19 protein-coding genes and 1 pseudogene are annotated in these 24,146 nt (G+C 40.6%); 9 read left to right on the top strand and 11 right to left on the bottom strand.

From position 1 onward, the window contains the following. Positions 1 to 5 precede the first annotated feature (5 nt). From C2M25_RS06770 to mnmE, 6 genes are all read right to left on the bottom strand, one after another. Positions 6 to 791, bottom strand: coding sequence for a ParA family protein (locus C2M25_RS06770; RefSeq protein WP_063701404.1), 786 nt, complete (start codon positions 789 to 791; stop codon positions 6 to 8). A gap of 13 nt (positions 792 to 804) precedes the next feature. Beyond that, positions 805 to 1,425, bottom strand: coding sequence for a 16S rRNA (guanine(527)-N(7))-methyltransferase RsmG (rsmG, locus tag C2M25_RS06765; RefSeq protein ID WP_063701407.1), 621 nt, complete (start codon positions 1,423 to 1,425; stop codon positions 805 to 807). A gap of 15 nt (positions 1,426 to 1,440) precedes the next feature. Further along, positions 1,441 to 3,330: a tRNA uridine-5-carboxymethylaminomethyl(34) synthesis enzyme MnmG gene (gene mnmG, locus C2M25_RS06760; protein WP_105173826.1), complete on the bottom strand. Its 1,890-nt coding sequence runs from the start codon at positions 3,328 to 3,330 to the stop codon at positions 1,441 to 1,443. A gap of 429 nt (positions 3,331 to 3,759) precedes the next feature. Next, positions 3,760 to 4,209, bottom strand: coding sequence for an FMN-binding protein MioC (mioC, locus tag C2M25_RS06755; protein WP_105173828.1), 450 nt, complete (start codon positions 4,207 to 4,209; stop codon positions 3,760 to 3,762). Between the two features lie 586 nt (positions 4,210 to 4,795). Continuing rightward, complete coding sequence (locus C2M25_RS06750) at positions 4,796 to 5,536, bottom strand: isocitrate lyase/PEP mutase family protein (RefSeq protein ID WP_063701418.1); 741 nt, start codon at positions 5,534 to 5,536, stop codon at positions 4,796 to 4,798. 147 nt (positions 5,537 to 5,683) lie between these two features. Next, the gene (mnmE, locus tag C2M25_RS06745) at positions 5,684 to 7,048 is read right to left on the bottom strand and encodes a tRNA uridine-5-carboxymethylaminomethyl(34) synthesis GTPase MnmE (protein WP_105173824.1); all 1,365 of its coding nucleotides are present in this window, start codon (positions 7,046 to 7,048) and stop codon (positions 5,684 to 5,686) included. Positions 7,049 to 7,257: 209 nt separating this feature from the next. Between mnmE and C2M25_RS06740 the strand changes: the two genes are divergently transcribed. Together C2M25_RS06740 and C2M25_RS06735 are read left to right on the top strand one after the other, a co-directional pair. Beyond that, a complete protein-coding gene (locus C2M25_RS06740) occupies positions 7,258 to 9,402 on the top strand; it encodes a TonB-dependent siderophore receptor (protein WP_105180748.1) in 2,145 nt (714 codons plus the stop codon). Between the two features lie 9 nt (positions 9,403 to 9,411). After that, positions 9,412 to 10,617, top strand: a complete 1,206-nt coding sequence (locus C2M25_RS06735) for a PepSY-associated TM helix domain-containing protein (RefSeq protein ID WP_105180747.1) — start codon at positions 9,412 to 9,414, stop codon at positions 10,615 to 10,617. 56 nt (positions 10,618 to 10,673) lie between these two features. Here C2M25_RS06735 and yidC read toward each other — a convergent pair whose 3' ends face one another. From yidC to rpmH, 4 genes are all read right to left on the bottom strand, one after another. Continuing rightward, on the bottom strand, positions 10,674 to 12,305 hold the full coding sequence (yidC, locus tag C2M25_RS06730) for a membrane protein insertase YidC (protein WP_063701430.1): 1,632 nt from the start codon (positions 12,303 to 12,305) through the stop codon (positions 10,674 to 10,676). 8 nt (positions 12,306 to 12,313) lie between these two features. Then, positions 12,314 to 12,586, bottom strand: a complete 273-nt coding sequence (gene yidD, locus C2M25_RS06725) for a membrane protein insertion efficiency factor YidD (RefSeq protein ID WP_054563758.1) — start codon at positions 12,584 to 12,586, stop codon at positions 12,314 to 12,316. A gap of 128 nt (positions 12,587 to 12,714) precedes the next feature. After that, positions 12,715 to 13,137 carry a ribonuclease P protein component gene (gene rnpA, locus C2M25_RS06720; protein ID WP_063701433.1) on the bottom strand — a complete coding sequence of 141 codons (423 nt, stop codon included), beginning with the start codon at positions 13,135 to 13,137 and terminating at the stop codon, positions 12,715 to 12,717. 7 nt (positions 13,138 to 13,144) lie between these two features. Then, a complete protein-coding gene (gene rpmH / locus C2M25_RS06715; RefSeq protein ID WP_008488847.1) occupies positions 13,145 to 13,279 on the bottom strand; it encodes a 50S ribosomal protein L34 in 135 nt (44 codons plus the stop codon). 506 nt (positions 13,280 to 13,785) lie between these two features. On the opposite strand from rpmH, the gene dnaA reads away from it, so the two are divergent. The 7 genes and pseudogenes from dnaA to C2M25_RS06680 all read left to right on the top strand — a co-directional run bounded on the left by dnaA (position 13,786) and on the right by C2M25_RS06680 (position 23,473). After that, positions 13,786 to 15,186, top strand: a complete 1,401-nt coding sequence (gene dnaA / locus C2M25_RS06710) for a chromosomal replication initiator protein DnaA (RefSeq protein WP_063701435.1) — start codon at positions 13,786 to 13,788, stop codon at positions 15,184 to 15,186. Positions 15,187 to 15,199: 13 nt separating this feature from the next. Beyond that, positions 15,200 to 16,303, top strand: coding sequence for a DNA polymerase III subunit beta (gene dnaN / locus C2M25_RS06705; RefSeq protein ID WP_063701437.1), 1,104 nt, complete (start codon positions 15,200 to 15,202; stop codon positions 16,301 to 16,303). Positions 16,304 to 16,309: 6 nt separating this feature from the next. After that, positions 16,310 to 17,403 (top strand): annotated as a pseudogene (gene recF, locus C2M25_RS06700) (DNA replication/repair protein RecF). A 12-nt stretch (positions 17,404 to 17,415) separates the two neighbouring features. After that, the gene (gene gyrB, locus C2M25_RS06695) at positions 17,416 to 19,842 is read left to right on the top strand and encodes a DNA topoisomerase (ATP-hydrolyzing) subunit B (RefSeq protein WP_063701442.1); all 2,427 of its coding nucleotides are present in this window, start codon (positions 17,416 to 17,418) and stop codon (positions 19,840 to 19,842) included. 142 nt (positions 19,843 to 19,984) lie between these two features. Then, on the top strand, positions 19,985 to 20,884 hold the full coding sequence (gene glyQ / locus C2M25_RS06690) for a glycine--tRNA ligase subunit alpha (protein WP_054554789.1): 900 nt from the start codon (positions 19,985 to 19,987) through the stop codon (positions 20,882 to 20,884). A gap of 8 nt (positions 20,885 to 20,892) precedes the next feature. Continuing rightward, positions 20,893 to 22,962 carry a glycine--tRNA ligase subunit beta gene (glyS, locus tag C2M25_RS06685; RefSeq protein ID WP_105180746.1) on the top strand — a complete coding sequence of 690 codons (2,070 nt, stop codon included), beginning with the start codon at positions 20,893 to 20,895 and terminating at the stop codon, positions 22,960 to 22,962. A gap of 61 nt (positions 22,963 to 23,023) precedes the next feature. Then, positions 23,024 to 23,473 (top strand): hypothetical protein, encoded by a 450-nt coding sequence (locus tag C2M25_RS06680; RefSeq protein ID WP_105180745.1) that lies wholly within the window; start codon positions 23,024 to 23,026, stop codon positions 23,471 to 23,473. 86 nt (positions 23,474 to 23,559) lie between these two features. Here the strand turns inward: C2M25_RS06680 and C2M25_RS06675 are convergent, their stop codons facing one another. Beyond that, on the bottom strand, positions 23,560 to 24,084 hold the full coding sequence (locus C2M25_RS06675; RefSeq protein WP_105180744.1) for an REP-associated tyrosine transposase: 525 nt from the start codon (positions 24,082 to 24,084) through the stop codon (positions 23,560 to 23,562). Positions 24,085 to 24,146 lie beyond the last annotated feature (62 nt).

Here is a 24,146-nt window from a genome sequence, read left to right as displayed (position 1 = left end):
CGAAGTTAGGCTACTGCTGAAGATGTTTTCTCTTTTCTACGTAACATTTCACCGGCTAGGGCTAAGTATGCTTTAGCACCACTAGATGCACGGTCATAATACATGGCAGGGGCACCAAAACTCGGCGCTTCTGCTAAACGGACATTACGTGGGATAACGGTACGATAAACTTTATCGCCAAAATGTTGTTTAAGTTGTTCAGATACATCATTTGCAAGGCGATTGCGCGGATCATACATGGTGCGCAAAATCCCTTCAATTGTTAACGCTGGATTTACTAACTTAGAAAGTTGCGTAATGGTATCCATTAATGCGGTTAAACCTTCAAGGGCATAATACTCACATTGCATCGGAACTAAAATTGAATCAGCTGCAGCCATCGCATTCACAGTCAACATGTTCAGTGAAGGCGGGCAGTCGATAAAAATGAAGTCATATTGGTCTTGAATTTTTTCTAGCGCATTACGTAAACGCACTTCGCGAGCAAACAATTCCATTAGCTTTACTTCAGCGGCAGTCACATCGCCATTAGCAGCAATTAAGTGATACTCACCTGAGGTCTCTTTATTGATCACCTCTTCGATAGGGGTTTCTTCAATCAATAAATCGTAAATAGTCGCAACATCACCGTATTTATCGACACCGCTACCCATGGTCGCGTTTCCTTGCGGATCAAGATCGATTAATAACACTTTACGCTTCGTCGCGGCCATCGATGCCGCGAGATTCACAGCGGTGGTTGTTTTACCAACACCACCTTTTTGGTTTGCTAATGCGATGACTTTTGCCACAGTGCTCTGATCCCTAGTCTTTAGATAGAATGATTAGATGTCTTTGCGCATCTAACTCAGGTACTTCCAAGCTGATTTTTTCGTCAAACTTAATACCTTTAGGTAATGAGTCTAGTTCTTCGCTCGGAAATACGCCTTTTAAAGCGATAAATTTACCTGAATGATCAATCAAGTGCGCACACCAGTCAACCATATCTTGTAAAGAGGCGAATGCACGACTTAATACACCATCTAATTTAACACTTGGTTGATATTCTTCAACTCTAGACTGCACTGGGGTTACATTTTCAAGGCCAAGTGCATGTTTTACTTGCATCAAAAAGCGCACACGTTTACCTAAACTATCTAACAAAATAAATTGCGTGTCAGGTAAAGCAATGGCTAATACGATACCCGGTAAACCAGGACCTGTACCAACATCAATGTAATGTTTGCCTTTAAGGTGAGGTGCAACAACTAAGCTATCCATAATATGCTTAATCATCATTTCTTCAGGTAAACGAACAGAGGTTAAATTATACGCTTTGTTCCACTTGTCTAATAATTCAACATATTGCACAAGCTGTTGTTGCTGTTTTTCTGTTAGCGCAATATCAGTTTGCGCTAACAGTGACGTTAATTGTTGTTGTAACACTGTATTCCTTACCAACTACGCTGTTTTGCGTAGTAAGCCTTGCTTTTTCAGATAGACTAATAATAGCGAAATAGCAGCAGGGGTGATACCTGAAATACGCGACGCTTGGCCAATTGTGTCTGGACGACTATCCGTAAGCTTAGCTACAACTTCATTTGATAAACCAGAAACAGTTGAATAATCAAAGTCTTTTGGTAAAACAGTTTGCTCATGACGCAGTTGTTTATTGATCTCGTCTTGTTGACGGGCAATATAACCTGCGTACTTAGTGTGGATCTCAACTTGCTCAAGTGCAGCTTGATTATCAAACTCTGAACCTAAGCCATCAATTGCCATTAAGTCGTTATAACGAATTTCAGGACGACGGATCAGATCTTCAAGGCTTGCCTCACGCGTCAATGGGGTCTTAAGTAACGCATTTACTTGTTCTACAGCAACATGATCTTTATGGATCCACGTTTCTTTTAAGCGTTGCGTTTCTTTTTCGATGATTTCCATTTTTTCGTTAAATGCAGCCCAACGAGCATCATCAACTAAGCCTAGTTCACGGCCTTTAGCAGTTAAACGGATGTCGGCATTATCTTCACGAAGTAATAAACGGTATTCAGCACGGCTAGTAAACATACGGTACGGTTCTTTAGTACCTAATGTTGCTAGGTCGTCAATGAGTACACCTGTGTATGCTTCATCACGGCGTGGTGTCCAAGATTCTTTACCTTGTACTTGAAGTGCTGCGTTCATACCCGCAATTAGACCTTGCGCGCCCGCTTCTTCGTAACCAGTTGTACCATTGATTTGACCCGCAAAGAATAAACCGTCAATAAATTTGGTTTCTAATGATTGCTTTAAGTCGCGTGGATCAAAGAAGTCATATTCAATCGCATAACCAGGGCGACAAATATGTGCATTTTCAAAACCAGTGATTGATTGCACAATTTCAAGTTGCACATCAAACGGTAAACTTGTTGAGATACCATTTGGATATAATTCGTATGATGTTAAGCCTTCAGGCTCAACAAAGATTTGATGTTTGTCTTTATCAGCAAAACGTACAATCTTATCTTCAATTGAAGGACAGTAACGTGGACCAATCCCTTCGATAACACCTGAGTACATAGGTGAGCGATGCAGGTTATTGCGGATCACATCATGTGTTTTTTCATTTGTATAAGTGATGTAACACGGGATCTGTTGTGGGTGATCCGATTGTTTACCCATAAACGAGAATACAGGAGTAGGGGTATCACCTGGCTGTTCTTGCATCTTGCTAAAATCAACAGTACGCGCATCAATACGAGGTGGCGTGCCTGTTTTTAAGCGATCAACACGGAACGGTAATTCACGTAAACGCTGTGCAAGAGCAATTGAAGGTGGATCGCCAGCACGACCGCCTTTGTAATTCTCTAAACCAATATGGATCTGGCCACCTAAGAAAGTACCGACTGTAAGTACAACTGAAGGCGCGCTAAAACGAAGACCCATTTGGGTTACAACACCCATTACACGATCACCTTCAACAATCAGATCATCACATGATTGTTGGAAGATCTTTAAATTTTCTTGATGTTGTAATGTATGTTGGATAGCTGCTTTATACAAAGCACGGTCTGCTTGTGCACGTGTAGCACGTACAGCAGGGCCTTTAGATGAGTTTAAAGTACGAAATTGAATACCGCCTTTATCGATAGCCTGAGCCATAGCACCACCAAGTGCATCGATCTCTTTAACTAAATGGCCTTTACCAATACCGCCAATTGCCGGGTTACAAGACATTTGACCAAGGGTATCCATATTATGAGTTAGCAATAGGGTATTCATGCCCATGCGAGCAGAAGCTAATGCAGCTTCAGTACCTGCATGTCCACCACCTACAACAATAACATCAAAACGTTCGTGAAAAATCATTTATGGGATCCTACTTAATCGACCAGCAAAACTTTGTAAAGGGAGCGTATTCTACCTAGAAATTTAGAGAAGATAAATGATTAAACAGTGCTCAAGATCTAAGTGGGTGATCTCTAATAATATAAAGGATCTTTTAAAGAGATCTTTTGTTGTTTTTACTATTAGTACTCAGCAGATCTGTTGATAATGTCTGCTTTGCTATTTAAAACATGATCTTAAAGCAGATCTAAAGGTGTTAATATGATCGGATCTTCCCGCGTACAAGCTTTGATCAAAAGGGCTATTTATTCACAGGGCAATATCGATTGGATCTTATCCAAGGGGTAAACTAGCTTAAAATCGCAGTTAGATCAGTGTTTATCCACAATCCGATCTAAATTATCAGTAAATTGTGGGTAACTTTTATAACGACGATCAATGCTGATCGGCTTAATTGAGTCCTACTGACTCGATCCAGCTTGGTAACCAGGCTAAAGCTGTGTCTTCTGGTAATGCTTCATCAAGAATATTGAGCTCTAAGCGTTCTGCGACGCGGCTTGCGCCTTTACTCGCTAATAACTCATCAAGATTACGGCCTGCATAGTTATAGGTGTCGTAGCTAGTGTCACCTAGACCGATCACACTGTACTTTAATCCTTTAAGATCAGATTGTTGGTTAATAGATTCAACAAATGGCAGTAGGTTCTCAGGGTAGTCTCCCGCACCATATGTCGATGTACACATCAACCAAATAGTATCTTGCTGATCAATATCATCAAACACAGGCTGTTCATGAAGCTGCACTTGGATCCCTTGTTGTTCAAGGGCTTCTGCTAGTTGCTCTGCTACGTATTCAGCAGATCCCATTTGGCTGCCAACAATGATATTTACTGATTGCATGTGTTTGATCATGTAATTAAATAAGTGGCCACATGATAACGAAGTTAGGGTGTGAGTAAAGCGTTGAATTACGATCTGAATAAGTTTTTAAGCTCAAAATACAGGCTTTAATTTAATAATAATTTTAAAGTACTGTTTTTAATGGTTTTTTAAATATCATAATAAATTAAACCCTTTGATCAAGCTGTTAATAAATTTGGGGAAAGTTCTGATCAAGCTAAATATTGGAAAGTGTATAACTTTGCTAAGTTATTGATCTTTAATTGTGTGTAAGCACTTTTATTTTTAGATCAAGGTAAAATTCAGGTTATGATCGTTTTGTGGATAGATCGCTTGTTGATAACGATCGGTTTGCAATTTGCGATCAATAAAACAGATCGAAAAAATGCTAAATAAGTGCCTATAAGAGCTGTTTTAAAGAAAATTAACGGTGAAAAATGGCTGTTGATGACAAATAAATTTAAATTTCTGCGTTTTTTTATGATCAAATCAGCCTTTAGATCTAAAAAAGCCCCAAATGTGGATAACATTTTTAGCTAAATTCGATCTTAAAAGCTGTTTTGATCTGATTTTTTAGCTCGCTAAGTTAATTTTCGATCTGAGTTAAACTGGTTTTTATCGTATTACCGACTAGATCATAGAGAGAATTACCCAGTGAGAAGCGTTTTGCGCCACCAGCAAAAGCCGCTTTTGCTGAGTTAAAATTATTCATTGCCATCACATTTAGTGGCATATCTATCGCGTTTGCTAAGCTGGTTATTTGCTCTATGTTAGTGAGACCGGGTACAAACAGACCATCTGCTCCTGCATCTTGATACGCTTTTGCGCGCTCTAATGTTGCTTGAAAAGGGGATTCACTTAGAAAGTAGGTATCGGTTCTGGCGTTTATAAATAAACGACCGAAGCCATTTTCGTTAAGTACTTTCTTTATCTCACTAATAATAGTGCATTGCTGTTCGATAGATCTTAGTGCGTTAGTGGCTTTGTCTGAGTCTTCTATGTTGATACCAACAACCCCTAATCTTGCTAATGCTAAAACGTTTTGGCTAATTTGCAGCGGATCGTTACTGTAGCCCGACTCTATATCGACAGAGAGTGGAATATGTAAGTGTTCGGTTAAGCTTTTAACCAGCGCTAATTGAGTTTTAAAAGAGATGTTCTCACCATCGGCTAAACCTAAACTGGCTGCAATGCCCCAGCTGGTTGTTGCTACGGCTTTAGCACCCGCAGTTTGAATGAATTGGGCAGAACTTAGATCCCACGCATTAGCGAGTACAAAACCTGTTGGCTGGTGGTGTAATTGGTGAAAGAGTTGATATTTGTCCATGATGTCCTCCGTTTAATGACATCGCTAGACTAATTGAAATTGAATTTAATACTGGCTGGTTTCGGCCCTGAACCGATAATTGAATGCTGGATTAAAAACAAAAAAAGAGTCTTGCGACTCTTTTTTTATAATATTGATGACCGGAATTTATTTACCGATACAGAACGAACTAAAGATTTTCCCTAGTAGGTCATCAGAGGTAAATTCACCCGTTATTTCATTTAAGAACTGTTGAGTTAGGCGTAATTCTTCAGCAAGGATCTCGCCAGCAATATGCATCTCTAATTGCTCTTTACCTGTGTTTAAATGATAAGCTGCATGGTCAAGTGCATCTAAGTGACGACGGCGTGCCATAAAGCCACCTTCAGTAGCACCTTGGAAACCAATACATGCCTTTAAGTGAGTACGAACTAACTCTATACCTTCTGCATTTTTAGCACTTAAACGGATCACCGGATATTGTTCATGTTCATCCATACCGACATTTTCACCGGAAATATCGGCTTTATTTCGGATCACTGTCACGCCCATACCCTCTGGTAGCTTAGCCATAAACTCAGGCCAAATATCATGAGGGTCGGTAGCTGCTGTGTCTGTGCCGTCTAACATAAATAGAACGCGATCGGCTTGGTTGATCTCTTCCCATGCGCGCTCAATACCAATTTGTTCTACTTTATCTGGGCTTTCACGCAGGCCAGCGGTATCAATAATATGTAGTGGCATACCGTCAATGTGAATATGTTCACGTAATACGTCACGTGTTGTACCGGCTATTTCGGTAACGATAGCAGCATCTCGGCCAGCTAATGCATTGAGTAGGCTTGATTTACCAGCGTTAGGGCGACCAGCAATAACAACACGCATACCTTCACGCATGATGCTACCTTGCTTAGCTTGCTGAGTGACATTATCGAGTTGATCAATAATGGCATCGAGATCTGCTGCTACTTTACCGTCTGATAAAAAGTCGATTTCTTCATCAGGAAAATCAATCGCGGCTTCAACATACATACGTAGATGAATGACTTTCTCCACCAGCGTTTCGATGTGCTTAGAGAATTCACCTTGCAATGATTGAAGGGCGCTTTTGGCTGCTTGTTCACTGGTTGCATTGATTAAATCGGCAATTGCCTCTGCTTGGGTTAAATCAAGCTTGTCATTCATAAATGCGCGCTCAGAGAACTCACCTGGCTTTGCTAAACGTACACCGTCAATTTGGCTAATTTCTTTTAATAGCATATCAAGTACGACAGGGCCGCCATGACCTTGTAGTTCTAGTACGTCTTCGCCGGTAAATGAATTTGGCCCTTGAAAGTAAATAGCAATACCTTGGTCAAGCTGTTCACCGCTCAAGCTCTTAAATGGTACATAGTCTGCGTAACGTGTTTTAGGACAACGGCCAATAATCTGTTCTGCCACTGTTTTAGCTAAGCTGCCAGAGACGCGAATAATACCAACCCCACCACGTCCTGGTGCGGTCGCTTGTGCTGCAATTGTGTCTTGATTAATCATGCGATGAAATATTGCCAATAAAAGAATGAATGCTGGCTCTATTGTAACCTATGGCTTAATTTCATGCGAATAGCTGTTTAACGAATGAAGTAGTCGTTAGCTGATATTAGTAATACTTTATTTAGCTTTAATTAATAATAAACGACCATTGCAAATGATAATTATATTCATTAACATGTTGCGCATTATTAACCTTGTCCCTTTTTACTATGCGTCTTTCTGCTGTTTTTATTGCTCTTGCTGCGAGTTTTTCAGGTATTGCTCATTCGCAAACTGAAGTTTCTACTGATCAAAATGATTCTAAAGAGATCGAAAAAATTGAAGTTGTTGGCCGTGCGTTTTCTTTATATCGCCCAACAGAGTCAAGTTTTGCTACTCGTACTAATACACCGTTAGAAAAAATACCTCAGTCAATTCAAATTTTACCGCAGGAGCTGATTAATGATCAGGCTGCTCGCCAAATTACCGATCTTTATAGCAATATTGCTGGTGTTAATGCCTTTAGTTATTCAGGCGTGACATTCCGTGGTTTTCGCCAAGATGAGATTTTATACGATGGCGTAAAGGGCGACCCTTTCAATGGTTTTGCTGTGCCGCAATTATTTAATATCGAACAAGTTGCGGTATTAAAAGGGCCTGCTGGTGCTATATATGGTAGTGGTAATCCGGGCGGTATTATTAACTATGTGACTAAGAAGCCTAAATTCACTAGTGAGCACAGTATTGAAGTTGAAGTGGGGAATGATGACTTCTTCAGTGGCGCATTAGAAAGCACTGGGACTTTAAGTGAATCACTTGATAACCATGCTTATCGCGTTGGCATCTACCGTGATACTGAAAAACCATTTCGTGAAAATACTAGCAGCGATAATACCATTGTTGATCTTGGTTATACGTGGCTTATAAACAATGCAACAGAATTAACCACTCAGTATACCTATATAGAACAAGAATTAGGTGGGGCGCGTTTACGTGGTGTCCCGGCTGATGATAACGGCAATTTTTTAACTGATATAAGCTGGAACCATAACGAGGCAACAGACTTTCAAAATGTAGAAGCGCATGTTTATCAGGCGACTTTAAAACATGATTTTAATGATGTTTGGCGCACAGATGTCACAGCACGTTATTTTGATAACAAAGAAGTGCAAAACTACCATGAACCAAGAGGTCTGGTAGATACTGACGGTGATGGAATTGTTGATTGGAGTCATCGCGAGTTTCGTGATCAAGTCCGTGAGAACGAAGGCTTTAGCTTAACAGCTAATGCAATTGCGGAGTTTGCATTTGCCAACATGCAGCATCAAGTGCTGTTTGGTAGTGATTGGTATGAACATGATTTTGAAAGTGTTTACCGTACAGCTACGCAACAAAGTAAAGGTGGCCCAGTACCAGGACTTGATCTTAACAATCCTGAATATGGTTTAACGTCTGCTGATGACTATGACCTTGATAGTATTACTCCAAGGCTTGGGAAAACAAATAGCACCCGCTTTGGTGCCTACTTACAAGACCAACTTGATATCACCGCTAATTGGAGTGTGACAGCTGGCTTAAGATATGACCGTTTTGAAGATAAAGATCTGTTAAATCAAACCGAGTTTTCTGATAGCGACCTCACTTACCGTATTGGTACCAGCTATAACATTAACAATATGTTCTTCCCTTATGCGTTACATGGCACTGGCTTTGTGCCGCAAAGTGCCAGTAATCAGGAATCAGCAAAGGGCGGCCCATTCTCGCCTGAAACTAGTCGTATCAACGAGTTAGGTTTAAGAACCAAGCTATTAGAAGACACACTTGCTGTTAATATGGCGGCGTATGATATTGTTCGCGAAAACATCCTGCAGCCTAGCTTATTAGGTGATGTTGCCGGTGACGGCGTTGATGATTTAGTTGCTATCGGTGAAGTGCAAAGTAAAGGTTTTGAACTTGAAGTGGTTGGTGACATCACTGAGCGCTGGGTAGTTACTGCAAGCTACGCTTATAATGATACCCGTATTACTAAAGCAAACGACAGTATTACCAATCAAATACCTGATAGTGATAAATTTGCCAACGCACCGCAAAATACTTTAGGCATATGGACACGCTATGAGTTACCTCGCTTATCGTCATCTATTTCTGCTGGTTTAGATTATGTTGATGAACAGCTAAGTTTAGGTGGTCAACGCGTTAAACCTTATACGATTTACAACATGGCGTGGCAAACAACCATTAATAACTGGCAATGGCAGTTATCAGTTAAGAACGTGTTTGATAAAGAATACGCAAGCAGTGGCTTTATCGAGCGAACAGGGCACTTTCCTGGTGAACCACGTCGTGTCTATTTAAGTGCTAAATACAGCTTTTAATGGTGGCGTGTGAACGCTAAAAGTTGGTTTAATTTACATTCTTGGGCAGGACTCTTTTTAGGAGTCCTGCTTTTTGTTACCTGCGTATCGGGGACACTCGCTACGTTAAGTCATGAACTCGAATACTTATCAGACGCAAAATACCGTGCTTTAAGTTCTTCTACCTCTACTAACTACTCAGCTATCGAAAACACCCTTAATAAGTATTATCCGCAAGCTCAGATACTCTATATCCAACGCCATAAACAAGATTACCTTGCCACTGAGGCGGCCCTTAAAGTCGGTGATTCATTTCGTTTTGTTTATTTAGATGCCGCAACTGGCACCTTACTCGGTGAAGGAGAGTGGGCGCGAATATCGCGGTTTTTACGTAACTGGCATATGAACTTGTCGATGGGCTGGACGGGTAAATTAATCGTCACCAGTTTGAGTGTGTTACTCGTTATTTTATTGGTCTCGAGTTTTTATGTGTATCGGCGCTGGTGGCAAGGCTTTATGAAAAAGCCTGCTGCGCTTTGCCTTGATAAGCGCAGTAGTTGGGCTGATTGGCACAAACTGTTTGGGCTTTGGAGTTTATGGTTTATTGCGGTGATGGCCATTACTGGGATTTGGTATTTAGTCGAACATGGGCTGCAAACCGCTAAAGTGCCGCACACAGTTTCTTTACCACAAGCGGTAAGTGACTTTAAAAAACAACGTATTGAAAAGCATCTTTCGCCAATTAGTTTAACTGCAGCATATGAGGCGGCTAAGCAGGCGTTTCCGAGCCTTGATATTCGCTATATCCGCTATCCTAATAAAGCGGATCAGCCTATTGAAGTGCGTGGATATAACGATGATATTTTACTGCGCCTACATGCTAACCGTGTTTATTTAAAACCAAGCTCGGGTGAGTCACTAGGTATACAAAAAGGAGAAGAATTACCGATTGTAGCCCGGATCTCAGATACCGCTGATCCATTGCACTTTGGTAACTTTGCAGGAGTCGGAACTAAACTTATTTGGGGATTGTTTGGTACGTTGATGAGCTTTGTTAGTGCTGCTGGCATCTATATGAATTGGCTTAGAGTTAAACGTAAAACAACGGCTGTAAAGTGGCTTGGAGTATCTGGGGGGATTGCAACCGGTTTGGTGGTTGCTTCGCTACTAATAACGAGTTTGAGTTTTACTGAGCGCAGTGTGCCGAATCGGGTTTATTCTCCGATTCTTGGTTAGCCATTTTCAGACATTAAAAAAGGCGCAGTTAGCGCCTTTTTTGTTGGGTTAAGAGTTTAGCCTCTTACCTTAATACCTTTTTTCTCCATACCGCGGTAGATGATCAGCATCTGTGCGATTGAGATAAGGTTCGATACTAACCAGTAAAGTACTAGGCCAGATGGGAACCACAAGAAGAAAATAGAGAATACAACTGGCATAAAGGTCATCATTTTTTGCTGCATAGGGTCAGTAACCGTCATAGGTTGCAGCTTTTGAGTGATGAACATACTTAAACCAAATAAAACAGGTAATACGTAGTATGGGTCCATTGCTGATAAGTCATTTAGCCATAAAATGAATTCAGCATGACGTAGCTCTGTTGATTCTAAGAATACGTAGAATAATGCTAAGAAGATTGGCATTTGTAGTAACAGCGGGAAACAGCCACCCATAGGGTTTACTTTTTCTTTGCGGTACATTTCCATCATCGCTTGACCGAATTTTTGACGGTCATCACCATACTTCTCTTTTAGCGCAGCCATTTTAGGCTGTAGTGCACGCATCTTCGCCATTGACGTGTATTGTGCTTTAGTAAGCGGGTACATTGCCGTTTTAACGATAACCGTGATTGCAATGATAGCTAGACCCCAGTTACCTAGGATGCTGTGTAACCACTTAAGTAGTACGAATAATGGTTGTGAGATAAACCATAACCAACCATAGTCTACAGTTAGGTCTAAGTCTGGGTGAATTGCTTCTAGTACATCAGACTCTTTCGGGCCCATGTAGTAAGTTGAGCTAAGTGTTGCTTGCGTACCAGCTTGTACGTTAACTGCTTCACCTTTAGTACCAATAATTGCCGCATTACCAGCAACTAACTTGCTGTAAAGGGTATTTTGTTGGTCTTGCTGAGGTACCCAGGCACTTACAAAGTAGTGCTGGATAAATGCAATGTAGCCACCAGCAGTGGTGATGTTAAGGTTTTTATCAGCCATGTCTGAGAAGCTGTACTTTTCGTATGGCTCTTCTTCAGTACCGTATGCTGCACCTAAGTAGTTTTGATCTACTAAGCTACCTTTGTCTTGTACAGTGCGTTTTACTTGCGTGTATAACTGAACTTGAATTGGGTCAGCTGTAACGTTGTTTACTGTGTACTCTAAACCTACAGCGTAGTCGCCTTTTTTGAATATATAGGTTTTAGTAAACGTCACACCTTTGCTGTCAGTAAACTCAAGTGGAACACGCAGCTCATCACCATTTAAAGTGAATGCTTTTTGTGTGGTTTTATAAACCGGACGGCCTTCAACTGTCGCATCTGGGCCATTTAAACCAATTAAGCCGCTTTGTGAGAAGTATTGTTTACCGTCAAACACACCAAGTAGCATGTAAGGAGTATCACTGCCTTTTGTCTCTTCGTACTGAAGTAAGTCTGCTTCAATAATGTCACCACCACGGGTGTCAATTTTAACAGTGAATACATCAGTTGTTACATCGATAACTGAGCGCTTTGCTGTAGTAGCAGCTGGCACTTCACCGTCAGATGATGCTGGAATAAAGTCATCAGATTCTGGTGTAGTTGCGCCTAGTGTTTGTGTTGTGGCACTTGGATCAGCTTTTGGTGCGTTGTAGTCGTTATTCCATTCTTGAAATAATAAAAACGACACAAGCATCAAGCCGATTAATAAAAACGTGCGTTGCGATTCCATAACAGCTCTTATTTCTCGTGTTGGTGGTTAATATGATTTTTTGCCGGTACGGGATCATCCCCACCAGCATGTAAAGGGTGGCATTTTAATATGCGTTTAACAGCTAACCAACTGCCTTTTACACTTCCATGCAAATTAATTGCTTGAATAGCATAACTAGAGCAGGTTGGGTTAAAACGACAATGCGGGCCTAATAGTGGGCTTATCCATTTTTGATAGCCGCGTATTAGCATGACTAAACAGCGCTTTGGAATAGCAACAAGTGGTTTAAGTAACCTCATGATGTGTCAGCCCCTGCGTTAATTTAGTCAATGGATACCATGAATTTAAATTCCTATCGTAGAATTTTAAATGCATGATTAAAAGGTGAGCTAAAGATACCTTAATTAAGCCTGTAATTCTATTGCTATCAGGCTTGTTTATTAGATTTAGCTGATTTATTCGGGCGTTTTTTGAAAGGTGGTGGTTTTGGTGCACCAGGCTTGCAGCGTTCGTTAATTTTTCGCCACAATTTATTAAGTTGTTTTGTTAGCTCGTCGTTTGACTGCTCATCAATACCACTTTTAACCATAAGCACAATATCAATGTTATCGAGTTTGTGTTGATTTAAACGAAAACTTTCGCGAGCAAGTCGTTTGATTCGATTACGTTGGCAGGCTTTTTTAACGCGTTTTTTTGCGACCGTAAGACCTAATCGAGGATTTGTTTGGTCATTGCGTTTAGCTAATAGGGTAAAAAAAGGAGTCGCAGCGCGTGCTGGTTCATTAAAGATTCGAGAGTAATGCGAGGGAGTTAACAGACGTAACTCCCTGCTGAAGCTAAAGTCTTCCACTTATATATTAAGCAGAAAGAACTTTACGGCCTTTAGCACGACGACGAGCTAATACTTTACGGCCATTTGCTGTTGCCATACGAGCACGGAAACCGTGTGTACGTTTGCGTTTTAAAACGCTAGGTTGAAAAGTTCTTTTCATAACAATTCCATCCGATCGGTTAAGGTTAAAACATCCTATGCAGGTCGCGATCCTGGCACAGGTGCCATTGCGAGCGCGAGATATTATAGATGAAGACAGCAAAAGTCAATCATTAAAACGCTGCAGAGGTAGTAATTATAAAGGATCCTTTTACGTGATCATATAGGATCATCATAAATAAGAAGTTTTCCACAGCCTCTGTATAAAAAGTGAATAAAAGCTTGGGAAAAGCCAATTCGATCGTAGAATTTGATCGCGATCTGCGTCTAAATTTGTTATGATCACTGTTCGAGCTTAAAAAATAATTTTCTTTAAAATCAATATTTTAATGTTTTATGTTGGCGAGATCATATTTTTCATAAAAATCAATCTTGTACTTGTGGATAAAGTACCTTCATAATAGTCGGTCTGGGCCAAGAAAGTTGGTCAAAGATTAGCAATAAATGTTTGATTTTCCATCATTAAAGATGAACGGGAATAAAAATTAAATCTCTGGGAGTTTAACTGTGTATCTGTCGGTTTGGCAAAGTTGTTTATATGTATTGCAAGATGAATTGCCTTCACAGCAATTCAGTATGTGGGTAAGACCACTTCAAGCAGAAAGTACCGAAGATACGTTGACTATATATGCACCTAATCGTTTCGTTTTAGATTGGGTGAGAGAAAAGTATTTAAACCGTATTAATGAACTACTCGTTGAAATTTGTGGTGATGAAGCACCAGAGTTACGTTTTGATGTAGGTAGTAAACCCATTTTAAATGCTCAAGCGGCATCAGCTCCGGCTGCATCGGAAACAAGTGCACCAGTGAGTGCGCAACATACTACCGAAAAGCAACAGCCAAAACCTGAAAAAGCAGCGGTAGAGCCTGCTCCAAAATCAGGTTATAAATCAAACATTAAAGAAAATTATACCTTTGATAGCTTTGTTGAAGGTAAATCAAACCAATTAGCAAAAGCCGCAGCGACTCAAGTTGCAGATAACCCAGGTTCGGCATTTAACCCTGTATTTATATATGGTGGTACGGGCTTAGGTAAAACTCACTTATTACACGCTGTTGGTAACGGTATTATGGCTAATAAGCCAGACGCGAAAATTGTCTACATGCACTCAGAGCGATTTGTGCAAGACATGGTTAAAGCACTGCAAAATAATGCCATCGAAGAGTTTAAACGTTATTACCGAAGTGTTGATGCATTGATGATCGATGACATTCAATTTTTCGCTAATAAAGAGCGCTCACAAGAAGAGTTCTTTCATACCTTCAACGCTTTACTTGAAGGAAATCAACAGATTATCTTAACTTCAGACCGCTATCCTAAAGAGATAGAAGGGGTTGAAGATCGCCTTAAATCACGTTTTGGCTGGGGCTTAACCATTGCTATTGAGCCGCCAGAACTTGAAACACGTGTTGCCATTTTGATGAAAAAAGCCCAACAAAGTAAAATCAATTTACCTCACGAAGTGGCCTTTTTTATCGCGAAAAAATTGCGCTCAAATGTACGTGAATTAGAAGGGGCGTTAAACCGTGTTATTGCTAATGCAAACTTTACTGGTCGTCCAATTTCGATCGATTTTGTAAAAGAAGCCCTACGTGATTTACTTGCACTGCAAGATAAACTGGTAACGATAGATAATATTCAACGCACTGTTGCTGAGTATTACCGTATTCGTGTGTCAGATTTACTCTCTAAACGTCGTAGTCGTTCAGTAGCAAGACCACGCCAAGTGGCCATGGCATTATCAAAAGAACTTACAAATCACAGTTTACCTGAGATTGGCGACGCCTTTGGCGGTCGCGATCACACAACAGTATTACACGCTTGTCGTAAAGTTAAATCACTCCGTGATGAAAGCCACGAAGTGAAAGAAGATTATCAAAACTTAATAAGAACCTTGTCATCTTAAGGCCGACTTTATTATGCAAATAACAATATCAAGAGAGCAATTTTTAAAACCTTTAGTTCAAGTGTCTGGTGCGATCGAGCGTAAGCACACCTTACCGATTTTATCGAACGTTCTGTTAGTTGTTGAAAACGGGCAACTTTCGATGACAGGTACTGATCTTGAAATTGAATTAGTAGCGAGTGTGTTTGTTGGTGAAGATACCACTGATACAAAACTAACTTTACCAGCTAAAAAGTTACTCGATATTTGTAAAAGTTTACCTGATGGCTCAGACCTTACATTAAGTAGCCAAGATCATCAGTTACTACTTACCAGTGGTAAAAGCCGTTTCTCTTTGACGACACTTGCGGCTGAGGATTTTCCTAATCTAGAGCAATGGGATGGTGAAGTAGAGTTTCAACTAACACGACTAGAGTTACGTAAGCTTTTAGAAAGCACACATTTCTCTATGGCTAATCAAGACGTACGTTATTACTTAAACGGTATGTCATTTGAAGTTGATAACGCAGACATTAAAACAGTGGCTACAGATGGTCACCGTTTGGCAATTGCACAAAAGCAATTACCACAATCTTTAAATACACAACGTCAGTTAATTATTCCACGTAAAGGTGTGCAAGAAATTATGCGCCTTATGGTGGCTGATGATGAATTAGTTACCATTCAATTTGGTGCTAACCATATTCGTATTATTGATACTGAATTTACGTTTACCAGTAAGCTGGTGGATGGTCGTTTCCCTGACTATCGTCGAGTATTACCGCGTGGTGGTGATAAAATTATTACTGCTAACCGCGAATGGTTGCGCAGTGCTTTTCAGCGTGTGTCTATTTTATCGAATGAAAAATTCCGTGGTGTACGATTAAACCTATCTGAAGGTTTACTAAAAATTACTGCTAACAACCCTGAGCAAGAGCAAGCCGAAGAGGTTGTTGAGGTAATGTATCAGGGCGGCGAACTTGAAATTGGCTTTAACGTTTCTTACGTGCTTGATGTACTAAATACATTAAAAACAGAAGATGTTGTTTTCACACTTGCTGATTCAAATAGCAGTGCGCTAATTGAAGGTGCGGGTGACGAAGAAGCTATGTACGTTGTTATGCCGATGCGCTTATAAGCTTGTATGAGTTTAAGTCATTTAAGCCTCAATAATTTTCGGAATATTGAGGCGCTGACACTTGAGCCGGTTAATGGCATAAACATTATCTATGGCGAAAATGGCAGCGGTAAAACTAGTCTCCTTGAGGCGATTTATTTCCTTTCTCACGGTAAATCATTTCGTACCGCCAAACATAAAAATATCATCCAGCATCAACAAGACAAGTTCGTGATACATGGTCGCAAAGCACTACACGATTTGTCTATTCCGATTGGGATTAGTAAGAACCAAGCGGGTGAAACATCTTTAAAGATTCAGGGAAAAACGAGCCGTAAAATTTCTGAATTAGCCCAGCTAGTACCTGTGCAGGTGATTACGCCAGAAAGCTATTCATTGTTTTTTGGTGGCCCAAAAGAGCGTAGAAAATTTCTCGATTTAGGATTGTTCCACGTGGAACATGACTTTTTTTATTTATGGCAGTCTTTTAATAAAGTACTTAAACAACGTAATGCCTTATTAAGAAGTAAACCAAGAGATTATTTCGAACAGATCAAGTTTTGGGACAAAGAATTTGTTAGACTAGCTGAGCAAATAAATAATTTAAGAATCGCTTATATAAGTAGGTTTAAGCAGCAGTTTTTTGATAAAATGTGTGCAGAATTAACGCTTGTAAGCGATTTAGAAATTAACTTTCATGCGGGCTGGAAAGAGAGTGAAACGCTCTCAGAGGCGCTTGAGCAAAGCTTTGAACGTGATGCCAAACAAGGTTTCACAAGTAAAGGTCCGCATAAAGCTGATTTTAGTTTTAGTGTTTCTGGTAACAGTGTAGAAAATACATTTTCTCGCGGTCAATTGAAGCTCTTGCTTTATGCGTTAAAAGTAACGCAAAATAGCTTAATTGAGTCAGAAACAGATAAGCAATCTATATTGCTAATAGATGACTTACCTTCAGAGTTAGGTGAAGATACAAAAGAAAAAGTGGTCAGCTTTTGACTCATTGCGATTCGCAGCTTTTTATCTCATCAATTTTATCTGAAAGTATTTCTGCTGTGGTGGAACCCATGCAACGAGAACTAAAAATGTTCCACGTGAAACATGGCAACCTAATAACAAGATAAGTGGGATTAACCATGTCTGAGAATTACGATTCGTCGAGTATTAAAGTACTTAAAGGATTAGACGCAGTAAGAAAGCGTCCAGGAATGTATATAGGGGACACCGATGACGGTACAGGCCTACACCACATGGTGTTTGAGGTTGTTGATAACTCTATCGATGAAGCCTTAGCTGGTCATTGTGATGATATTTTTGTAACGATTCACTTAGACGGTTCTGTCTCTGTAAGAGATAACGGTCGTGGTATCCCTACATCTATTCATGAAGAAGAAGGTGTATCAGCGGCTGAAGTTATCATGACGGTACTTCACGCTGGTGGTAAGTTCGATGATAATTCATATAAAGTATCAGGTGGCTTACACGGTGTAGGTGTTTCAGTAGTAAACGCTCTATCTGAAAAACTACAGTTAACAATTCGTCGTGAAGGTAAACTTCATCAGCAAACATATACAATGGGTGTGCCAGATGCACCATTGGCAGTGATTGGTGAAGCAAGTGATACGGGTACTGAATTACGTTTTTGGCCAAGTGGTGAAACATTCACTGACTTAAACTTTCATTACGACATTCTAGCAAAACGTTTACGTGAACTTTCGTTCTTAAACTCAGGTGTAAGCATTATTCTTACAGATGAGCGCGAAGAAACAAAAACAGACCACTTTAAATATGAAGGTGGTATTCAGGCGTTCGTTGAATACTTAAACCGTAATAAAACACCTGTACATAAAAGTGTTTTCCACTTTACCCATGAGCGTGAAGAAGACGGTATCAGTGTTGAAGTATCAATGCAGTGGAATGATGGTTTCCAAGAAAGCATTTACTGTTTCACAAACAACATTCCACAACGTGATGGTGGTACGCACTTAGCTGGTTTTAGAGCTGCATTAACGCGTACGCTAAATAACTACATGGAAAAAGAAGGCTTTAATAAAAAAGCGAAAACAACCAGTAATGCAACGGGTGATGACGCTCGTGAGGGCTTAACGGCTGTTGTCAGTGTTAAAGTTCCTGATCCTAAGTTCTCATCACAAACGAAAGATAAACTAGTATCAAGTGAAGTTAAGTCTGCTGTAGAACAAGCAATGGCAGAAAAGCTAACAGAGTTCTTATTAGAGAACCCGGTTGATGCAAAAACAGTTGTTGGCAAAATTATTGATGCAGCACGTGCTCGTGAAGCTGCACGTAAAGCGCGTGAAATGACTCGCCGTAAAGGTGCAATGGATTTAGCCGGTTTACCGGGTAAATTGGCTGACTGCCAAGAAAAAGATCCAGCACTTTCTGAACTATACATAGTGGAGGGTGACTCTGCAGGTGGTTCAGCTAAGCAGGGTCGTAACCGTAAAAACCAAGCAATTTTGCCACTTAAAGGTAAGATTCTTAACGTAGAAAAAGCACGTTTTGATAAGATGCTTTCTTCTCAAGAAGTAGCAACTCTTATCACCGCGCTAGGTTGTGGTATTGGTCGTGATGAATATGACCCAGAAAAACTACGTTACCATCGTATCATTATCATGACCGATGCGGACGTGGATGGTTCTCACATTCGTACTTTATTGCTGACTTTCTTCTACCGTCAAATGCCAGAGATTGTAGAAAAAGGCTTTATTTATATTGCACAGCCACCACTTTATAAAGTGAAAAAAGGTAAGCAAGAGCGCTACATTAAAGATGACCCCGCGCTAGTTGATTACTTAACGTCATTAGCATTAAACAATGCTGCACTTTATACAAGTGAAGGTGCATCTGCACTTGAAGGTGAAGCGTTAGAAACGATTGTTCACGATTATCAAAGCACTGTTAAAGTAATTGAGCGTTTAAAACGTAAATACCCGAACACTGTAATGGAACGTTTAATCTATCAAAGCGAATTAACTGAAGCTGATTTATCAAATGAAGCAAAAGTTAAAGAGTGGACTAACACCTTAGTTGATGACTTAATTGCACGTGACGAAGATGCAACTATCTTCCACGCAAGCACAGAGCATGATACTGAGCGCAACTTGTATTATCCAGTTGTGAATATCCGTCAGCACGGTGTTGATAAGGCTCATGTATTAAACCATGACTTCATCACATCACGTGACTATAAACGTATTGCTGCAACGGGTGCGAACATCGCTAACCTAATTGAAGCAGGTGCATACATTCAACGCGGTGAAAAAACTCAGCCTGTTGATAACTTTGTGGATGCGTTAGAGTGGTTAATTACTGAATCTAAGCGTGGACTATACATCCAACGCTATAAAGGACTCGGTGAGATGAACCCAGATCAGCTTTGGGAAACCACCATGGACCCAGATGCACGTCGTATGTTGAAAGTGACAATTGAAGATGCTGTTGCAGCTGACCAATTGTTCGCGACATTAATGGGTGACCAAGTTGAACCTCGTCGTGACTTCATTGAAACGAATGCACTACGCGTAGTTAACTTGGACGTATAAAGTTAAAATTGATATTTAAAAAGGAGCCAACTGGCTCCTTTTTTTATTACTGAAAAAGCACAAACTGCTTAAAACCTTACTGCACACAAGGTATACTGAGAGCAATTTTCAGACTAAACGCACCAGATACTATAAGCCAAATATGCAAAAATATGACGTTAAAACCTTCCAAGGTTTGATCCTGGCTTTACAGGACTATTGGGCACAGCAAGGCTGTGTGATTGCTCAACCACTCGATATGGAAGTGGGAGCAGGGACATTTCATCCGTTAACATTCTTAAAGTCGATTGGCCCAGAGCCAATGTCGAGCGCGTATGTTCAACCATGCCGTCGTCCAACTGATGGTCGTTATGGTGAAAACCCAAACCGCTTACAACATTACTACCAATTCCAAGTAGTATTAAAACCATCACCAGAGAACATCCAGGAGCTTTATTTAGGCTCTTTAGCTGCTGTTGGTATCGATACGCTAACTGATGAAGTTCGCTTCGTAGAAGACAACTGGGAGTCGCCAACATTAGGTGCTTGGGGTCTAGGTTGGGAAATCTGGTTAAACGGCATGGAAGTGACTCAGTTTACTTACTTCCAACAAGTAGGTGGCCTAGAGTGTTCACCAGTAACAGGTGAGATCACATATGGTCTTGAGCGTTTAGCAATGTACATTCAGGGCGTAGATAGCATCTATGACCTAGTATGGGCAGACGGTCCTATGGGTCGTGTAACATACGGCGATGTATTCCATCAAAACGAAGTTGAGCAATCTGCTTATAACTTCGAACAAGCAGATGTTGAGTTCTTATTTGCACAGTTTGATCACTGTGAAAAAGAAAGCGAAAAACTAATCGAAGCAGGCTTACCATTACCAGCCTATGAGCAAGTAATGAAAGCATCACATGCATTTAACTTATTAGATGCACGTCACGCTATCTCAGTAACTGAACGTCAACGTTATATCTTACGTGTTCGTGCTTTATCTAAAGCGTGTGCACAAAGTTACTATGATGCCCGTGAAGCACTTGGTTTCCCGCTTTGTAAGGATTAAGAATTAGCATGTCAGCAGAAAATTTATTAGTAGAAATTGGCACAGAAGAGCTGCCACCGAAAGCACTTCGTAAACTTGCTGAGTCATTTGCTGAGAACTTAACAGCAGAACTTGCAAGCTTAGAACTAGCACATCAAGGTGTTAACTGGTACGCGTCTCCACGCCGTTTAGGTTTACGTGTGACTGCGCTTGAAGCAAAGCAAAGTGACAAGGTAGTAGAAAAGCGCGGTCCTGCTGTAGCAGCTGCATTTGATGCCGATGGTAATCCAACTAAAGCAGCAATGGGTTGGGCACGTGGTTGTGGTATCGATGTAAGCGATGCAGAAACGATTGAAACAGATAAAGGTGCTTGGTTATTACATAAAGCACAAGTAGAAGGTCAATCAACAACTGCACTTATGAGCGATGCGGTAAACAAGGCACTTGCTAAATTACCTATCACAAAACCAATGCGTTGGGGTGCGAGTAAAACACAATTTATTCGCCCTGTGCACACAGCGACTATTTTATTTGGTAGCACGCTGATCGAAGGCGAAATCCTTGGTAAGCAAGTTGGCAACCAATTACAAGGTCACCGTTTCCATCATCCAGAAAAAGTAACAATCAACCATGCTGATGATGTGTTTGAGGTGCTTAAATCAGCTTATGTTATTGCTGACTTTGCAGCGCGTAAAGCACAAATTCGCGAACAGATTGAAGCTGCTGCTAGCGCTGTAAATGCAAAAGTAGCGATGGATGAAGACTTACTAGAAGAAGTAACATCTCTAGTTGAATGGCCTGTTACACTAACTGCGACTTTTGAAGAAGCATTCTTAGCTGTTCCTTCAGAAGCACTTATTTATACCATGAAGGACGACCAAAAGTACTTCCCGCTATTAGACCAAGATGGCAACTTACTTAACAAGTTCCTATTTGTTTCTAATATCGAAAGTAAAGATCCAAGCGTGGTCATTGCCGGTAACGAAAAAGTTGTTCGTCCTCGTTTAGCTGATGCGCAGTTCTTCTACGAAACCGATAAGAAGAAAACGCTAGAGAGCCGTTTAGAGTCGCTAGATACCGTTTTATTCCAAAAGCAACTTGGTACGCTGAAAGATAAATCTGAGCGTATTAGTGAACTTGCCGGTTATATTGCTGAGCAATTAGGTGCTGATGCCGAGTTGGCTAAACGTGCAGGCTTGTTAAGCAAAACAGACTTAATGACCGAAATGGTCATGGAGTTTACCGACGTACAAGGTGTAATGGGTATGCATTACGCTCGTCACGACGGTGAAGCTGAAGAAGTAGCACTTGCGCAAAACGAACAATATATGCCACGCTTTGCGGGCGATAACTTACCAACTAATGTGATCAGCTGTGCTGTAGCAATTGCTGATAAGTTTGATACGCTGGTGGGTATTTTTGGTATTGGTCAAGCGCCAAAAGGTGACAAAGACCCATTTGCACTTCGCCGTGCAGCAATTGGTGCATTACGCATCATGGTTGAAAAATCATTACCGCTAGATATCTTAGATCTTGTTGCTAAGTCACAAACGTTATTCGGTGAAAAGCTAACTAACTTAAACGTATCAACAGATGTGTTTGAGTTTATGCTAGGTCGTTTCCGCGCATGGTACCAAGATGAAGGTATCGAAGTTGATGTGATCCAAGCTGTGTTAGCACGTCGTCCAACTAAACCAGTTGATTTCGACCGTCGTGTTAAAGCGGTAAGTCACTTCCGTACATTAGACGCAGCAGAAGCGCTTGCAGCAGCAAATAAACGTGTAAGCAATATCTTGGCTAAAAATGACATCACAACACAAGGTGATGTGAATGAGAGCCTATTAAGCGATGAAGCAGAAAAAGTATTAGCGTCACACGTTGCTAAGTTCGCAACTGAGCTTGCACCTTTATATGCAAATGGCGATTACCAAGAAGCATTATCACAACTTGCGGGTATCCGTGAGAGTGTTGATAACTTCTTTGATAACGTCATGGTAATGGCAGATGATGAAGCGGTTAAACAAAACCGTTTAGCATTATTAAGCCAGCTAAGCCGTCTGTTTTTAGATATTGCTGATATTTCTGTACTTCAGAAGTAAGCAGTAGCCAATTGATAAAAGCCAGCTCTGTGCTGGCTTTTTTGTAGCATAAGGAACAGTAATGAAACGTGTAATTACTTTAGCATTAGCAGGCTTATTAACTGCCTGTTCTAGCCAAATGCAAATGCCAAGCATTGACGATATTCTGCCAAGCAAAGACCTCGACCGTACTATGTATTTACGTGGTGACTTTACTTTGTGGGATGCCGAACCTCAGTATCAATTAGAGCAAGTTGCACCGGGTATATTCCAAACCGAGGTTAAGTTTTCAACGCCTGGTAAGGTTTATGAATTCAAAGTAGCAGATGCTGATTTTAGCGAAGGCTATAACTGTGGTTACAGTGATATGGACCCAGCAGGGCAATCATTAGTTCTAGGCCAAGCCGCCAATGCCGACTGTAATACCATCTACAATTATTTCAGCTTTAAACCCGCTGCAAAAGGTGTGTATGTAGTGAGCTTTGATTACCGCAATAGTAATCAACCAAAAGTGACAGTAACTCGAAAGTAAAGCTCTGTGCTGGTAGGTTGGGTAGAGCGGAGCGAAACCCAACACACTGGTTAGGCTAGCGTTAGAACAAAGCGCCAGCCTTCTCATCAATCTTCATATAGATTAAGTGCGATATCTAACTCATCATCTGAAAAATTAAAAGCAGATGACTTACTCAATTTTCTATAAGACGAAAATGGCCAGTCTCCGACTTGATTCACGTATTTATGTTTCACAGGGTTGAAGTAAATATAATTAATATGGTTCATTAGGTCTTGCTCGTCCTTTATATAATGCTCCCAATACCGTCTCTGCCAAATACCTCGTTCACATTTCTGAATACGGCTAGGCGATTTATGCTCGCAATTATTTAGCTGTCTAGAAAAATTAGACTTAATTAACCGCCACCGTTTTGCATAATCACAATCCCCAGCGGGTAGTTGCCAAATTGCGTGTAAGTGATCTGGAAGAATGACAATGGCAAGCGTTTTAAAAGGATGTGACTTAAACACACTTTTATAAGCTGAGCGTAGCTGAGTGATGTTTGAAGTTAAAAGTGCTGAGTTTCTTTGCGCTATCGCTAGAGTAAAGAAATAGGTGCCACCGGGGACTAGTACTCTTCTGTATCGCATACATTCATCCTTGAATGTTAAATGATAAGAGTAGCTTAATTTCGATTAAAAGTTGAATTTCA

It is taken from the genome of Pseudoalteromonas sp. T1lg21 (assembly GCF_002964625.1).
GTDB lineage: Bacteria > Pseudomonadota > Gammaproteobacteria > Enterobacterales > Alteromonadaceae > Pseudoalteromonas > Pseudoalteromonas gelatinilytica.
Note: the sequence above shows the minus strand (reverse complement) of the source record. Positions and strands in the feature narration are given on the sequence as shown.

What these genes read in the sequence shown, in the direction of transcription:
- rpmH (WP_008488847.1), bottom strand. Translation starts at nt 13,279, where the DNA reads ATGAAAAGAACTTTTCAACCTAGCGTTTTAAAACGCAAACGTACACAC.
- mnmE (WP_105173824.1), bottom strand. Translation starts at nt 7,048, where the DNA reads ATGATTAATCAAGACACAATTGCAGCACAAGCGACCGCACCAGGACGT.
- C2M25_RS06675 (WP_105180744.1), bottom strand. Translation starts at nt 24,084, where the DNA reads ATGCGATACAGAAGAGTACTAGTCCCCGGTGGCACCTATTTCTTTACT.
- yidD (WP_054563758.1), bottom strand. Translation starts at nt 12,586, where the DNA reads ATGAGGTTACTTAAACCACTTGTTGCTATTCCAAAGCGCTGTTTAGTC.
- yidC (WP_063701430.1), bottom strand. Translation starts at nt 12,305, where the DNA reads ATGGAATCGCAACGCACGTTTTTATTAATCGGCTTGATGCTTGTGTCG.
- mioC (WP_105173828.1), bottom strand. Translation starts at nt 4,209, where the DNA reads ATGCAATCAGTAAATATCATTGTTGGCAGCCAAATGGGATCTGCTGAA.
- C2M25_RS06750 (WP_063701418.1), bottom strand. Translation starts at nt 5,536, where the DNA reads ATGGACAAATATCAACTCTTTCACCAATTACACCACCAGCCAACAGGT.
- glyQ (WP_054554789.1), top strand. Translation starts at nt 19,985, where the DNA reads ATGCAAAAATATGACGTTAAAACCTTCCAAGGTTTGATCCTGGCTTTA.
- mnmG (WP_105173826.1), bottom strand. Translation starts at nt 3,330, where the DNA reads ATGATTTTTCACGAACGTTTTGATGTTATTGTTGTAGGTGGTGGACAT.
- dnaN (WP_063701437.1), top strand. Translation starts at nt 15,200, where the DNA reads ATGCAAATAACAATATCAAGAGAGCAATTTTTAAAACCTTTAGTTCAA.
- C2M25_RS06680 (WP_105180745.1), top strand. Translation starts at nt 23,024, where the DNA reads ATGAAACGTGTAATTACTTTAGCATTAGCAGGCTTATTAACTGCCTGT.
- C2M25_RS06740 (WP_105180748.1), top strand. Translation starts at nt 7,258, where the DNA reads ATGCGTCTTTCTGCTGTTTTTATTGCTCTTGCTGCGAGTTTTTCAGGT.
- glyS (WP_105180746.1), top strand. Translation starts at nt 20,893, where the DNA reads ATGTCAGCAGAAAATTTATTAGTAGAAATTGGCACAGAAGAGCTGCCA.
- gyrB (WP_063701442.1), top strand. Translation starts at nt 17,416, where the DNA reads ATGTCTGAGAATTACGATTCGTCGAGTATTAAAGTACTTAAAGGATTA.